The sequence below is a fragment of the Paenibacillus litoralis genome (assembly GCF_046244365.1).
In the GTDB taxonomy this organism is placed as follows: domain Bacteria; phylum Bacillota; class Bacilli; order Paenibacillales; family NBRC-103111; genus Paenibacillus_V.
The window spans coordinates 1,312,945-1,327,067 of record NZ_CP176395.1; the positions used below are offsets into that span (position 1 = coordinate 1,312,945).

The 14,123-nt window shown below is 57.7% G+C and carries 12 protein-coding genes; 11 read left to right on the plus strand and 1 reads right to left on the minus strand.

Annotated features, from left to right (window positions below):
- Positions 1 to 22: 22 nt before the first annotated feature.
- The 6 genes from ACKGJP_RS05605 to ACKGJP_RS05630 all read left to right on the plus strand — a co-directional run bounded on the left by ACKGJP_RS05605 (position 23) and on the right by ACKGJP_RS05630 (position 8,112).
- Entirely contained in the window at positions 23 to 1,048 is a 1,026-nt protein-coding gene (locus ACKGJP_RS05605) for a Gfo/Idh/MocA family protein (protein WP_409344697.1), read from the plus strand.
- 174 nt (positions 1,049 to 1,222) lie between these two features.
- Entirely contained in the window at positions 1,223 to 2,518 is a 1,296-nt protein-coding gene (locus tag ACKGJP_RS05610) for a hypothetical protein (protein WP_409344698.1), read from the plus strand.
- A gap of 103 nt (positions 2,519 to 2,621) precedes the next feature.
- Complete coding sequence (locus ACKGJP_RS05615) at positions 2,622 to 3,911, plus strand: hypothetical protein (protein WP_409344699.1); 1,290 nt, start codon at positions 2,622 to 2,624, stop codon at positions 3,909 to 3,911.
- Entirely contained in the window at positions 3,908 to 4,831 is a 924-nt protein-coding gene (locus ACKGJP_RS05620) for a helix-turn-helix transcriptional regulator (RefSeq protein WP_409344700.1), read from the plus strand. Before ACKGJP_RS05615 ends, ACKGJP_RS05620 begins: the two co-directional genes overlap by 4 nt.
- Positions 4,832 to 5,102: 271 nt before the next feature.
- Complete coding sequence (locus tag ACKGJP_RS05625; protein WP_409344701.1) at positions 5,103 to 6,761, plus strand: transporter substrate-binding domain-containing protein; 1,659 nt, start codon at positions 5,103 to 5,105, stop codon at positions 6,759 to 6,761.
- Complete coding sequence (locus tag ACKGJP_RS05630; protein WP_409344702.1) at positions 6,730 to 8,112, plus strand: sigma-54-dependent transcriptional regulator; 1,383 nt, start codon at positions 6,730 to 6,732, stop codon at positions 8,110 to 8,112. The genes ACKGJP_RS05625 and ACKGJP_RS05630 overlap by 32 nt, the downstream gene beginning before the upstream one ends.
- Positions 8,113 to 8,338: 226 nt before the next feature.
- On the opposite strand, the gene ACKGJP_RS05635 is transcribed toward ACKGJP_RS05630, so the two are convergent.
- Positions 8,339 to 8,608 carry a hypothetical protein gene (locus ACKGJP_RS05635; protein ID WP_409344703.1) on the minus strand — a complete coding sequence of 90 codons (270 nt, stop codon included), beginning with the start codon at positions 8,606 to 8,608 and terminating at the stop codon, positions 8,339 to 8,341.
- Positions 8,609 to 8,734: 126 nt separating this feature from the next.
- Here ACKGJP_RS05635 and ACKGJP_RS05640 point away from each other — a divergent pair, with 126 nt between their 5' ends.
- The 5 genes from ACKGJP_RS05640 to ACKGJP_RS05660 all read left to right on the plus strand — a co-directional run bounded on the left by ACKGJP_RS05640 (position 8,735) and on the right by ACKGJP_RS05660 (position 13,939).
- Positions 8,735 to 9,574, plus strand: coding sequence for a transporter substrate-binding domain-containing protein (locus tag ACKGJP_RS05640; protein WP_409344704.1), 840 nt, complete (start codon positions 8,735 to 8,737; stop codon positions 9,572 to 9,574).
- A 75-nt stretch (positions 9,575 to 9,649) separates the two neighbouring features.
- Positions 9,650 to 10,327: an amino acid ABC transporter permease gene (locus ACKGJP_RS05645; protein ID WP_409344705.1), complete on the plus strand. Its 678-nt coding sequence runs from the start codon at positions 9,650 to 9,652 to the stop codon at positions 10,325 to 10,327.
- Positions 10,324 to 11,085 carry an amino acid ABC transporter ATP-binding protein gene (locus ACKGJP_RS05650; RefSeq protein ID WP_409344706.1) on the plus strand — a complete coding sequence of 254 codons (762 nt, stop codon included), beginning with the start codon at positions 10,324 to 10,326 and terminating at the stop codon, positions 11,083 to 11,085. The genes ACKGJP_RS05645 and ACKGJP_RS05650 overlap by 4 nt, the downstream gene beginning before the upstream one ends.
- A gap of 40 nt (positions 11,086 to 11,125) precedes the next feature.
- Positions 11,126 to 12,109: an agmatinase family protein gene (locus tag ACKGJP_RS05655; protein ID WP_409344707.1), complete on the plus strand. Its 984-nt coding sequence runs from the start codon at positions 11,126 to 11,128 to the stop codon at positions 12,107 to 12,109.
- A 198-nt stretch (positions 12,110 to 12,307) separates the two neighbouring features.
- The gene (locus ACKGJP_RS05660) at positions 12,308 to 13,939 is read left to right on the plus strand and encodes a plastocyanin/azurin family copper-binding protein (protein WP_409344708.1); all 1,632 of its coding nucleotides are present in this window, start codon (positions 12,308 to 12,310) and stop codon (positions 13,937 to 13,939) included.
- Positions 13,940 to 14,123: the final 184 nt, after the last annotated feature.

A 14,123-nucleotide genomic window follows, 5' to 3' on the forward strand; every position in this document is an offset into this window, starting at 1 on the left:
GTTTGGATGTGGAGGAACGCTCGTGAACAAAACATACCGTTTTGGCATATTGGGGGCGGGAGTCGTCGCCCAGTTCCATGCCCGGGCCATTAAGCTGAGCGAACGCGCCGAGCTTGCCGCCGTTTGTTCCTCGCGGCTGGAGAAGGCGCAGGAATTCGCAGGGGAGTTCGGTGCGGAGCAGGCGTATGACGATTATGCGCAAATGCTGAAGAGGGACGATATCGACGTCATCTGCATTTGTACGCCTAGCGGGAATCACGCCGCAGCCGGCATCGCCGCCGCGCAAGCGGGCAAGCATGTGCTGGTCGAGAAGCCGCTCGATATCGCACTGGAGCCGATCGACGCTTTGATCGATGCGTGCGCCCGCAGCGGCGTCAAGCTCGGCGTCATCCATCAGAGACGTACCATGCCGGCGGCCGTCGAGGCCAAGAAGGCGATCGAATCGGGCAAGCTTGGCCGGATGGTGCTCGGCGACGCTTATCTGAAATATTATCGCAGTCCGGAATACTACAAGGGTTCGACATGGCGGGGCACTTGGGAAATGGACGGCGGCGGCGCGCTGATGAATCAGGGCATCCACGGCATCGACCTGCTGCAGTGGATGATGGGAGGCGTGAAATCGGTCTTCGCGTATGCCGCCCCGCTCGTCCGCGACATTGAAGTGGAAGACACCGCCGTAGCCGTCGTCCGTTTCCGTAACGGGGCATTCGGCGTCATTCAGGGAACGACCTCCGTGTATCCGGGACAGGAAGCGCGATTCGAGCTTCACGGGGATAGCGGGACGATATCGTTCAGCGACAGCGGCATTAAGCAATGGGTATTGTCGGACGGAACCGGGGAGATGCCGGAGGTGGCGGAAGCGCCGTCGTCCAGCAGCGATCCGGCCAACATTTCGATTGCGGGCCACTCGATTCAACTGGAAGACATGATCGATGCCATTGCCTTGAACCGCGAGCCGATGGTGAACGGCGCCGAGGCGCGCGCGGCCGTACAATTGGTGCTGGCCATCTATGAGTCGGCGAAGACCGGCAAGGAAGTTTTCCTGTAACAGCTTGAAGATTATTTCCGATTCGTCGCATTTGCCGATAACCTGGCAGTACTAACGAGAGAACAGGATACGAGGGTGACGGGTGCTCGCTCCGGCGACGGCTACCCGGATCATCCTTTTCCGCTTTCCGGAACGGGCTCTGCGCATCGATAGGTAACTTGGGAGTGTATGTGAATGATAGCCATTAACGAAACGGTCCACGCAATCGAAAAAGAGCCGCTTCTTGCTCCGTTCGGGTTCAAGGGCGGCTACTTGACCGAGCTTTGGCAGTCGGTCGTACGGCTTACCGGAGCATCCGGCCATGAAGGGATCGGTCTCAGCATCCAGAGCATTCTATGGTCGGACCCGGCGGTTTTTACCTCGAGCGGCGAAGCGGCCGGAAACGAATATATGAGGCAAATTACGCAATATGCGCTGGAAGAAGCCAAGAAAGAGTCTTTCGCGACGCCTTTCGAGCTGCTTGATGCCTTGCTTCCGAAGGCTTATGCTTACGGTAAGCAACTGACGGGCAATGAAAAGCTGCGGCTGACGTTCGTGTTGAACGCGCTTGTCCCCGTCGATCATGCCGCATGGCTCCTATACAGCGGCGAAACCGGAGCCTCCAGCTTCGACGAGCTGCTGCCGGCACCATACCGCAAGGCGTTGTCGCACCGGCATTCCGCCGTTGCCGAGGTGCCGGTCGTCGCTTACGGCACAAGCGAGGAAGAGCTGGAGCGCATGCTTGATGCGGGCAGCTTCGTGCTCAAGATCAAAGTCGGAGCGGATCCCGACAAGGACGGGGATCCGGATAAAATGCTCGAATGGGACAAAAAGCAGCTTACCAGGATTCACATGATCGCAAAGGCGCATACCAGCCCGTATACGGCGAACGGCCGGATCGCCTATTATTTGGATGCGAACGGCCGCTACGACAGCATCGACCGCGTGAGCCGGCTGCTGGAGCATGCGGATGCGATCGGCGCCTTGGAGCAAATCGTGCTGTTCGAAGAGCCGTTCGCGGAGGAGAATAAGCTCGATGTCAGCGGGTTGCCGGTTGCCGTAGTCGGGGACGAGAGCGTGCATAACGAGCAGGATGCGATCGAGCGGATCGAGCTCGGATACCGGGCGATGGCGTTGAAGCCGATCGCGAAGACGATGAGCATGAGTCTCCGGGTGGCCAAGATCGCCGCCGAGCGAAACATCCCGTGCTTTTGCGCCGATCTGACGGTCAATCCGTTTATGGTCGATTGGAACAAAAATGTGGCTGCCCGCCTCGCGCCGCTTCCCGGCCTGACGATCGGCCTGCTCGAATCGAACGGCCCGCAAAACTACAGGAACTGGGAAACGATGCAAACCTACCATCCGCTCGCCGGATCGCCGTGGACGCGTACGGACGACGGATTATTCCGGCTGGGCGACGATTTCTACGAGCGAAGCGGCGGCGTGTTCGAAACGAGCGGCCATTACGCTTCGCTCGTTAAGCCGCTCTAAGCGGTTCGAGTTTGTGGGAGGCTTCACGCCGCGCAAGCATGAGGCGGCGCGCTAGCCGTCCGGGAAACAGTCTGTTCACTTTCAGCGGGGAGGAAAACGACCGATGATTACGATCAAGCATGCCGCTGCGGCGATCGAAAGAGAGCTGCTTTCTTCCCCTCTCGGTTTTAAGGGTGCGTATTTAACGGAAGTGTGGCAAACGATCATCCGTCTGGAGAGCGCCGGAGGGGCGTCAAGCATCGGACTTGGCGTACAAAGCATTTTGTGGTCGGACCCGGGTGTGTTTGCGAAATTCAGCGAGCTGCACGGCAATACGATCATGCATCAGCTTACGCGCCATGCGCTGCAGCTGGCGAAGGAGACGCCGTTCGATTCTCCGCTGGATTTGATGGACCGGCTGATCCCCGCCGCCTACGATTATGGGAAAAAACGGCTCGACGACGGACTGAAGCCTGCGTTCGTGCTGAACGCGCTGGCGGCGATCGACCACGCCGCATGGCTGCTGTACGGCGAGGAACGCAAGCTTCCGTCTTTCGGCGAGCTGCTGCCGGAGGCGGTTCGGCCGGCGCTGGCCAGCCGGCATCATGCGCTGGCAAGCATGCCGCTCGTCTCGTACGGGATGACGGAGGCTGCGATTGAAGAGCTGCTGGAGCAAGGCTTCTTCGTGCTGAAAATAAAGCTTGGCTATGACCCGAACCAGGACGGCGACCCGGCGAAAATGCTCGACTGGGACAAGCGGCGCCTTTCCGTCGTACACCGGCTGGCCCGCGAACGGGAGTGCGCATATACCCGGAACGGCCGAGTCGCTTATGTGCTCGATGCCAACGGGCGCTATGACGGCAGGGAACGGTTGCTGCGATTGTTCGAGCACGCGGACCGGATCGGCGCGCTGGACCGCATCCTGCTGTTCGAGGAGCCGTTCGCTCCCGAATGCTATGAAGCGGTAGGCGATATGCCGGTTCGGATGGCGGCGGACGAGAGCGTTCATGACGAGTGCGATGCGCTGGAGCGAATGGATCTTGGCTATTCGGCGATAGCGCTGCAGCCCGCCGCCAAGACGATGAGCGTTTGCCTAAGGATTGCAAGCGCGGCCAGGGAAAGAGGCGCCGCCTGCTATGGCAGCGATCTGACGGCCAATCCGTTCATGGCCGAATGGAGCAAAAACTTGGCGGCCCGCCTGGCGCCGCTTCCGGGCATGAGCATCGGCCTGCTGGAATCGAACGGCGAGCAGAACTATGTCAGGTGGGAGAAAATGCTCAGCTACCATCCATGCAGCGGAGCGACGTGGACGGATAACGCAAACGGTTTGTTCCTGCTGGACGAGACGTTCTATGCGAAGAGCGGCGGCATATTCGAACGCAGCGAGCATTACGCCAAGGCGGCGGGGCGATGACGGGACGGGAGCGTATGGCCTACGAAGGGGTACTCGCGCAGTTCGACTACCGGATCGCGCCGGAGCGGCTCTGCGATCCGGAACCGTCAGGCGATTCCGGCCGGGCTGCAGCGATGCAGCGGCGAACGAGACGGGCCTCGGCTCCGGGGAAGCATACGGTCGTTTACGTGCATGAAGGCCGCTGCGTCCACGAGCAGGGGCAACAGCATGACATACTGGAAGCGGGGAGCGTGCTGCTGCTGTCCGGGGATCGTCACGGCACCGGCCGATTGGCCGCCGAGACGCCGAGCGGCGGCGGGAACGATACGTTCGTCACGGCCGTGCAGTTCGATCCGGCGGCTATGCAGCCGCTGCTCAAGCAGCTGGGTCCGGTCGATGCGCTCCAGCTCTTCGAAGAGCGTAGCCTCGGCAAGCAGGTTCTGCCTGCCGAGGCTCAGGAGGAGATGGAGCTGCTGCTTGAGCGGCTCGAACGGCTGCGGAGCGGGGATCCGGGGCCGCTGCGGCAAGGTCGGCTGTTAGCGGCGCTGGCCGACCTGCTGTTGTTTATTTGCGAACGGAGCCAGGATGCGCCTCATGCGGAGAGAACGCCGCCGACCGAGAAGGAGAAGGTCGTTCGCGAAGTCATCGCGTTCATCGAAGCGAGGTATATGGACGATCTGTCGATGGAACGGCTGGAGACGCATATTCATCTGAGCAAATATTACATGATGAAGCTCTTCAAGGAACTGACGGGCATGACGATTTTTCATTATTTGAACCATTTTCGCATCAATCAAGCGAAGGTGCTCATCTTTACCCATCAAGAGCTGTCGATCACCGAGATCGGCTATCAGGTCGGCTTCAAGCAGCCGTCGCATTTCAGCCGCAACTTCAAGGAGATCGTCGGTCTGTCTCCCGAGCAGTACAGAAGGCTCGTGTAGGAGGCCGGCGAACATACCGGACGAATCCGTTCTGCGCCATACCGGTGCAGGACTTTTTGTCATATCGTCCGAATTGAGACATAATAGAGGTTGTTTAAAAAAGCCCCCTTTTGATAACGAAGCAGAACAGTGGGTTATTCGACATCGAATCTTGCATTCATCCGGTACTCGGATTCATCCAACCTTCTCGGTTCTGAAAAGTGGCCTTTTTAAACACGCACTATATAGAAAATACTGCTTGCGGCACGTCCGCGTATTCGGAGGGAAAGCCATGAAGCGCAAATACCCCTTTCTTCGTACCATCCCGGCCTTGATTGCGCTGGTTGCCGTTTGGGCCGCCGCTTATGGGACGACGTTCAGCGCTTCGGCTGCCGCCGTTCCTTCCTCCGAGGCGCGCCAAACGATTCGCGTGGCGGGCGATAACCGCTTCCCGCCCTTCGAATTCGAAGCGAACGGAACGTTTCAAGGCTTCAACGTCGACATTATGAATGCGTTATCGATCGAAACGGGCATCTCGTTCGAGTTGTATCCGATGCCGTGGAGCGAAGCGCTGAAGGCGCTCGAGTCCGGCAAGGTGGACGCCATCCAGGGGATGAAGCACAGCAAGGAGCGCGCTTCGCTGTATTCCTTTTCGGAGCCGTATTTTACGAGCACACAGTCTATCTTCGTCTTGAAGGACAATTACTCGGTCCGCTCGCTCGACGATCTTCTGGGCCGCAAGGTGGCCGTCCAGGAAGGCGATATTAGCCGGGAAGTCTTGCAGCGGCTTCCAAATGCATCCGTCCTGGCCGCGGAAAATCAAGAAGAAGCGATCCGCCTCCTGCTGGAGCGGAAGGTGGACGCCTTCATCGGCAATCAGATTACCGGGCAGTACGTGCTGCAGACGAGCGGCCAGCAGGATCAAGTCAAGCTCGTCGGCGATCCGATCTCGCCTACCGATTACGGCCTGGTCGTGCTGAGACGGAATGCCGGCATGCTGGAGCCGATCAACGCCGGTCTGCGCCAAATCAAGAGCAGCGGCACCTATGCCAAGATCGAACGCAAGTGGTTCGGCGAGTATATTTATCCGTCATCGCGCAATTTGCGCGGCCTGCTGACGTCCATCATCATCGGGCTTGTGGCCGTAACTTGCGTGCTGCTTCTCATTTTATGGTGGAACTTTACGTTGAAAAGAGAGCTGAGAAAGCGCGTCGACGCCTACAAAAAAACGCTCGACGAGCTGGCCCGCAAAGACCGGCTGCAATCGCTGGGCCAGCTGGTCGCCGGAATCGCGCATGAAATCCGCAATCCGATCACTTCCATTCTTTCTTATGCCCAGCTATTGCCGGTCAAATACGACAATAAAGAATACCGGGAGTTTTTCGCGGAGCATGTGACCGGGGAAGTGAACCGGCTGAACAGAATCGTCGGCGAGCTGCTCGATTTTGCGCGCGACAAGCCGCCCGAGAGTACGATGTTCCGGATCGGCGAAACGGTTCAAGCGGTCGTGCTGCTCTTCCATCAGCTGCTTGAAAAGCAGCGGATCGACGTCAGGCTCGACGTGCCGGAGTCCTGCGCCGCGTGGGCGGATGCCCAGCAAATCAAGCAGGTGCTGATCAACGTAATCAAAAACGCGATCGACGCCATGGAGGGCGGCGGTCAACTGCGCATTTCGGCATATGGCGAGGGAAGCCATACCGTCCTGGCGATCGCGGATACCGGCCGCGGGATCGATCCTGCGGACCTGGCGAACATTTATGAGCCGTTTTTTACGCGCAAAGCCGGAGGGGTCGGACTGGGCTTGTCGATCTGCTACAGGCTGATGAGCGAGAACGGCGGGGAAATCGAAGTGACGAGCGAGAAGGGCGCCGGTACCAGCGTAAGGCTGAAGCTTCCGGCGGAGCGGGAGGAGAACGGCAATGACGAAACCGAATCTGTTGATTCTCGATGACGAAGCGGCCATCTGCAAATCGTTATCGTTCATACTGGAGGACGATTATCAAGTCTATACGTCCGTGGATCCCGACGAGGCGACCGCATTGTTCGCGCAGCTATCGTTCGCGGTCGCGCTGCTGGATCTGCGCATCGGCATGCGGGACGGCATCGAAGTGCTGCGGACGATCAAGCGGCTGTCGCCCAAGACGGTCGTCGTCATGATGACGGCGTTCGGCAGCATTGCCTCGGCGGTCGAGGCGATGAAGCTCGGTGCCTTCTATTACGTGCAGAAGCCGATCGATATGGAGGAGCTCAAGGTGCTGGCCGGCCGGGCCTTGGAGCAGCACTTCCTTCATTCCCGCGTGGAATGGCTGAACGAAGAAATCCGCAAGGCGTACGACGTGCACGGCTTGATCGGCGAAAGCGAGCGGATGAAGCCGGTATTTACGCTGATCGACAAAGTGAAGAACATCGACTCCGGCGTGCTGATTACGGGAGAAAGCGGAACGGGGAAAGAGCTTGTCGCCCGGGCCGTCCATTTTGCAGGAGAGCGCCGCGAACGCGTGTTTTCGACGATCAATTGCGCCGCCATCCCGGCCAATTTGATGGAGTCGGAGCTGTTCGGGTACGAGAAGGGAGCTTTCACGGGAGCGAATGCGCGCAAGGCGGGCATATTCGAAACCGCGGACGGCGGGACGCTGTTTCTAGACGAGATCGGGGAACTGGACATCGGCCTGCAAAGCAAGCTGCTGCGGGTCATTCAAGAAAAGACGGTGACCCCGATCGGCGGGCACAAGGAAAAAAGGATCGATGTGCGCATCATCGCCGCCACGAATCGGGATCTGAAAAAAGAAGCGCAGCAGGGCAAGTTCAGGGAAGACTTGTATTACAGGCTGAACGTCATCCCGATCGAGCTGCCGCCGCTTCGGGAGCGCAAGGAAGACATCCCGCCGCTCATCCGGCACTTCATGGACAAGATCGGCGGGAAGATGTCGAAGCAGATGAAGGGCATTTCGCAGGAAGCGCTGCAGCTGCTGACCGGTTATTCGTTTCCGGGGAACGTGCGGGAGCTGCAAAATATTATCGAGCGTTCGATCGCCCTGGCGGACGGGGACATGCTTACGATACGTGACATGCCGATGGATTTGCGGCAGGAGCGCGGGCAAGGGCAGGCGGCGGAAGGCGACGGAAGACTCGTGCCCGTCTATGTGGGGGAAACCGTTGAAGAAGCGGAAAAAAAGCTTATTATGGCGACGCTCCGCGCACTCGACGGAAACCGCCGCAAAACCGCCGACACGCTGGGCATCGGCGAGCGGACGCTGCGCGACAAGCTGGCGAAATGGAAAGAGGACGGAGTCAACACGTAGGGGAGCCTGCGTGTTTTTTGTGGTTTTTTTTCGATTGCTTGTGGTGAGAATAGGCAACACTCCTCGATAGCGGATTTTGGAGGCCTTAATTGCCGCCCAGTACCCCGCATCGGAATCATAGCGCCTTTTCGGGTCGTTATTTATCGCCAAATGTATCGATAGTAGTCCATTTTTACCCGATAACGCCTCAAAAGACCGTTATTCCTTTACATTTATCTATTATCCTTTAAATAACGCCCTCAAAATCCGTTATGCCAATGGGGCTGTCAAAAAGTGAAGACGAGAAATTACGCTTAAGAGAGGTTGTCCCAAGCGGGATAGCCTCTTTTTTGAATATTAAGAATTTATATGTTTCACCTATCAAGTGCTCATATTTCAACGGTAAACGCGCTCGTCCAGAAGGACGGCGAAGCCGTTTATCCTTGTTTGATAACAACCGGCAAAATCCGCCGCCCCGGCAAAAATGGCCGCTTTTTCGTGCCGCTTGTCCGTTCATTTCGCTCGCCACTTTATGAAAACCCTTACAAAATCCGAATCTTTTTGCCTCCGCAATCGATTGGCACGAAACTTGCATGTTATTTAAACATGCAACAGCAAACACATTTTATAGGGGGAATCGTTCATGAGTAAAAGAAAACAAACGAAATGGTCCGCGCTGCTCGTCATGCTGTGCGTTATCGCGCTTTTTGCAACCGCTTGCGGGGGAGGGAAAGCAAGTACGGCGGCAGGCGGACAATCCGCGTCGCCTAGCGCGCAGCCAAGCGGAAGCAAGGATGAAGTGCTCCAGAAGATCGCCAAAACGAAAACGCTTACCGTCGGTACGGACGCTACCTTCAAACCGTTCGAATACAAATCGGGCGACAAATTCGAAGGCTTCGACATCGAACTCATCCAGGCGGTTGCCAAGGAGCTTGGCGCGGACAAGGTCGAATTCGTCGATACGGAATTCAAGGGACTCATTCCCGGCTTGCAGGCGAAGAAATTCGATCTGATCGTTTCGGCCATGTACATTACCGACGAACGGAAGCAGACGATCGACTTCTCCGAAACGTATTATCCGGGCGGCCTGACGATCATGGTCAAGAAGGACAACGACAAGATCAAGGGAATCGAGGACTTGAAGGGCAAGAAGGCAGCCGTGCAGATCGGCACCAAGTCGGTTAAATTCCTGGAAGAAAACCATAAAGACATTCCGCTCGTCAAAGTGGAGAAAAACACCGAAATGTTCCTTGAACTCGAAACGGGCAAAGTAGAAGCGGTCGTCACCGGCGGTCCCGCAGCCAAAACGTACGCCAAGGAAAAAGGAACGGTCAAGGTGCTGCCGAAGGAGCTGACCGAAGAGTTTTACGGCTACGGCATCCGCAAGGACAACCAGGAGTTCAAGAGAGCGGTCAATGAGGCCATCGTGAAAGTAAGATCGAACGGCAAGTACAACGAAATCGTCAGAAAATGGTTCGAATAATGCGGTTGAACGGAATGATGGCCGCCGCGAAACGATTCCAACAAAACGGTCGCATACCGGGAAATGAGGCTTGTCATGCAGCAATTCGATTTTAGCGTACTAGCGGAGTGGGAAAACGTCCGGCTGCTGCTGCAGTCGTTATGGTATACGGTCATCTATACGCTGGCCGGATTTGCCCTCAGCATCGTCGTCGGAACGGCTATCTCGTTCGGGCAGATGGCGCGCAGCAAGCCGGTCAGGCTCCTGTCTCTCGCTTATTTATCCTGGTTCCGGGGAACGCCGCTGCTCGTGCAACTGTTCCTCTTGTACTACGGCTTGCCGATCATGTTCGGCATCGACACGGTACCGTGGGTGTCCGGCATTATCGCTTTGGGCATGTACGGCGGGGCTTACTCGTCGCAGGTCATACGCGGCGCGATTCAGTCGATCGATCGCGGCCAGATGGAAGCCGGACGCTCGCTCGGCTTCTCGCACGCGCAGACGATGCGCAAAATTATCGTGCCGCAGGCCGTTATCCGGATGCTGGCACCGATGACCAACGAGCTGATCTCGCTTACCAAAAACTCGTCGCTGTTGTCCACCATTACGGTGGTGGAGCTGTTCCGGCAGGCCAACATCCTGATCGCGGACACGTACAAAACGCTCGAATTTCTGTTCGCCGTCGCGGTGCTTTACTACTTGGTCAACAACGTCATCGGATTGGTTGGCATGAAACTGGAGAAACGTCTGAGCACAGGGGAGGATATGCGATGATTCGAATCACGGGTCTGCACAAAACGTTCGGGAGCAACCGCGTTCTGCGCGGCGTGGATCTGCAGGTGAACCGCGGCGAGGTCGTCGTCATTCTCGGCCCGTCGGGCTCCGGCAAAAGCACGCTGCTGCGCTGCATCAACTATTTGGAAACGTTCGAAGAAGGACATGTCTTCATCGAAGGCAAGTCGATCGGCCGCATATTGAGCGGCGCCCGGTCGAAGGAAATGCCGCAGGGCGATCTGAATGCGATGCGGCAGGAAGTCGGCATGGTGTTTCAATCGTTTAACCTGTTCCCGCACATGTCCGTCATGCAAAATATTACGCTGGCTCCGATATCGCTTCGCGGCGTGCCCAAAGACGAAGCGGAAAGGCTTGCCGTCGAGCTGCTCCGCAAAGTCGGGCTGGAAGAGAAGGCGCACGCCCGTCCGGCTAGCCTGTCCGGCGGCCAGAAGCAGCGCGTCGCGATCGCGCGCGCCCTGGCGATGAAGCCCGGCGTGATGCTGTTCGACGAGCCGACATCGGCGCTCGATCCGGAAACGGTCGGCGAAGTGCTGCAGGTCATGCGGAATTTGGCGCAGGAGGGCATGACGATGATCATCGTGACGCACGAGATGGGCTTCGCCCGCGAAGTGGCCGACCGCGTCGTCGTCATGGACGGAGGCGTCATTATCGAAGAAGGCGCCCCTGCCGCCATTTTTACAAGTCCTTCTCACCCGCGTACGCAAACCTTCTTGAGCCAGGTGCTGCAAAACCATTGAGCCGGGTCTTCTTCGGCGTCAACCACGACAGGAGGCATCGATGATGCACAAGATCCCTTATTTACAGCGGCCGAGTCTCGTGTATACGTTCGGTCAAGCCGATCCGAACGTGACGCGGCTCAGCGATTGGATATCCGAATGGGACGGCTCCGAGCCGTTCCAGGCGGCCGTAATCGGCGCGCCGCTCTCGAAGAGCTCGATCAGCTTCTCGGGCGCCCATATGCATCCGAACGTATTCCGTCAGCTGTTCTCATCGTTCACGACCTATAACTTTGAAGACGACGTCGATTTGCAACCGCTGCGCGTCCGCGATATGGGCGACATCGTCATGCATACGACCGATATACCGGAATGCCATTCCCGCATCGAGCAGGCGTTCGCGGAGGTGGCGGAGCGGCTGCCGTCCGTCGTGCCGTGCATGGTGGGCGGCGATCACTCGATCACGTATCCGGCGCTGGCCGGCATGAAGCGCGCGCGCGGAGAGCGCATCGGCTTGATCCAATTCGACGCCCACCTGGACGTGCGGGATACGGCCTCCGGCGGCAGATCGAACGGCACGCCCGTCCGCAGCTTGCTGGAAACCGGCGTCGTTCGCGGCGAGGATGTCGTGAATATCGGTCTTCGCAGCTTCGCCAACTCCAAGGCGTACCGGACCTACGCCGAGCAGGAGGGCGTTACGCTCTACACGGCGAGGGACGTAAGGGAGCGCGGGATCCGGACGATCTTAAACGAAGCGGTGGAGAAGCTGTCGCCGAACGTCGATTCCGTTTACGTCACGTTCGACATCGACGTGCTCGACCAGTCGGATGTTCCGGGCGTGCCGGCCATCGGCCCCGGCGGCTTGTCTCCGCTCGATTTGTTCTACTGCGCGGAAGCGCTGGGAGAGTGGGAGCGCGTCATCGCCATGGACATGGTGTGCGTGGACCCGAATCGGGATACGCGCGACCGGACGACGCGGATCAGCATGCATGTGTTTTTGTACTTTTTGACGGGGCTCTACAAACGGCTTGTCTTATTAAAATGAAAAGAAGTCCCCGGAAAGCCGCGCTTTCCGGGGACTTCTTTGCAAGGGGGGAAGTATTTGCCCCATCCAACCGTATATTCCCCGGCCGCATGCGAAAATTTTTTCGTTTGTTCTAAAACCGTTTTCCGGTTTGCTCCGTTACCTTGCATGTAGGCGTTTCATGGGTAAGGAATACATAACCGGGGAGGAATAATGACAATGAAGAAGCGTAATCGTAAGGCGGTTTGGCTGCTGGCAAGCACGCTCATGCTGGGCTCTGCCGTTCCGGCTTGGGCGGCGGACGCTCAGACAGGGACAACGGCGGCTCCGGCAGCAGCCAACGTGAAGACGGATGTACAGATCGTAACCGAGCTGGGCGTTCTTCAAGGAGAAGGAAGCGGAGTGACCGACAGCTACTTGGCCAAGCCGACGACGCGTTTGCAGGCAGCTATTTTGTTTTTGCGCCTGAAAGGGCTGGAGAAGGCGGCACTCGATTACAAAGGGACGGATAACTTTACGGATGCAAGCGCCGTGAACGAAGCCAACCAAGCGATTTTGGCTTATCTCAAGGCAAATCCGCAGCTGGGCTGGACGGGAACGGGCGGCGGCAAATTCGAGCCCGCTGGGCCGATTACGGATCAGCAGTATTATAAGGTGCTGCTGGAGGCGCTCGGTCAGAAGCAGGATACGGACTTTACGTATGGGGATGTGCTCGCCTTCGCCAAAAGCCAAGGGCTGTCGCAAATCGCGGGAGCGGGCGCGCTGCGCAACCGCCATATCGCGTCGGCCACCGTGGAAGCGCTGAAAACGAAGGTGAAGGGCGGCGCGAAAACGCTGATCGATGCGCTTGTCGAGCAGAAGGTTGTCGATGCGGGCAAAGCGTCCTCGGCCGGCTACGCTTCGATTCGCTTGGCGCATGACATGAAGCTCGGCGCCTATTTGACCGACGAAGCGGGCAAAACGCTTTATTATTTTACGAAGGATACGGCGAACACGAGCGTTTGCGCCGATCAATGCGCGGCCAACTGGCCGGTCTATTACGCGGAAAACATCCAAATCCCCAGCGAGCTGAGCGCCTCCGATTTCCTGACGATCGTTCGCGCGGACGGCAAGAAGCAAACGACCTACAAGGGAATGCCGCTTTATTATTTCGTTAAAGACACCAAAGCGGGGGACGTGAACGGCCAAGGGGTAAACAATGTCTGGTACGTTGTCAATCATGCGGCGGTTTCCGTTTCGACGAAGGACGGCCTCGGCAAGTTCCTGGTCGATTCGACAGGCAAAACGCTTTACTTGTTCACGAAGGACAGCAAGGACATGAGCGTCTGTAAAGGGACTTGCGAAGCGAATTGGCCGATTTTCTACTCGGCGCATATAGCCGATACGGCAGATTTGAAAGCGGCAGACTTCGGCACGATTACACGGGAGGACGGCACGAAGCAGACGACCTATAAGGGAATGCCGCTGTACTACTTCGTCAAGGACATGAAAGCAGGGGACGCGACCGGCCAAGGCGTCAACAACGTCTGGTACGTCATCGACCCGTCGGCTAAACAATCCGCACCGCAGCAGCCGGCGGCAAAGACCTATGCCATCGAGATGGCCGACTTCGCTTTCTCGCAGGCGACATTGACGGTTGAAGCAGGTTCGACGATTACGTTCACCAATAAAGATAAGTTCGAGCATAACGCCGTATCCGACGCGCTGACGGCGGACGGCAAGCCGGTGTTCGCCACCAAGCTGCTCGCCACGGGCGAATCGGCGACGATTACCTTGGATAAACCGGGCGAGTACACGTATTATTGCGAGCCGCATAAAGGCTTTATGAAAGCGACGATTATCGTCAAATAACGAAGGGCGGGCGCGTACGCGCCGCCAGAATAACGTATCCCGTCAGGCCGGAGCGATCCGGCCCGAACGGGGCTTTTTATTTTTGCCGCGTGTATGGGGAGCGCTTGAATGCCGCATGTTTACTTCCCTAAAGGTCGCCAAAAAGCGCTTGCGGAAAGGAGCCGGATGTTAGATGATGACGGTA

Bases quoted from the DNA above. Each gene is read 5' to 3' on its own strand.
- ACKGJP_RS05610 (WP_409344698.1), top strand. From the start codon at position 1,223: ATGATAGCCATTAACGAAACGGTCCACGCAATCGAAAAAGAGCCGCTT.
- ACKGJP_RS05615 (WP_409344699.1), top strand. From the start codon at position 2,622: ATGATTACGATCAAGCATGCCGCTGCGGCGATCGAAAGAGAGCTGCTT.
- ACKGJP_RS05620 (WP_409344700.1), top strand. From the start codon at position 3,908: ATGACGGGACGGGAGCGTATGGCCTACGAAGGGGTACTCGCGCAGTTC.
- ACKGJP_RS05625 (WP_409344701.1), top strand. From the start codon at position 5,103: ATGAAGCGCAAATACCCCTTTCTTCGTACCATCCCGGCCTTGATTGCG.
- ACKGJP_RS05630 (WP_409344702.1), top strand. From the start codon at position 6,730: ATGACGAAACCGAATCTGTTGATTCTCGATGACGAAGCGGCCATCTGC.
- ACKGJP_RS05635 (WP_409344703.1), bottom strand. From the start codon at position 8,608: ATGAACGGACAAGCGGCACGAAAAAGCGGCCATTTTTGCCGGGGCGGC.
- ACKGJP_RS05640 (WP_409344704.1), top strand. From the start codon at position 8,735: ATGAGTAAAAGAAAACAAACGAAATGGTCCGCGCTGCTCGTCATGCTG.
- ACKGJP_RS05645 (WP_409344705.1), top strand. From the start codon at position 9,650: ATGCAGCAATTCGATTTTAGCGTACTAGCGGAGTGGGAAAACGTCCGG.
- ACKGJP_RS05650 (WP_409344706.1), top strand. From the start codon at position 10,324: ATGATTCGAATCACGGGTCTGCACAAAACGTTCGGGAGCAACCGCGTT.
- ACKGJP_RS05655 (WP_409344707.1), top strand. From the start codon at position 11,126: ATGATGCACAAGATCCCTTATTTACAGCGGCCGAGTCTCGTGTATACG.
- ACKGJP_RS05660 (WP_409344708.1), top strand. From the start codon at position 12,308: ATGAAGAAGCGTAATCGTAAGGCGGTTTGGCTGCTGGCAAGCACGCTC.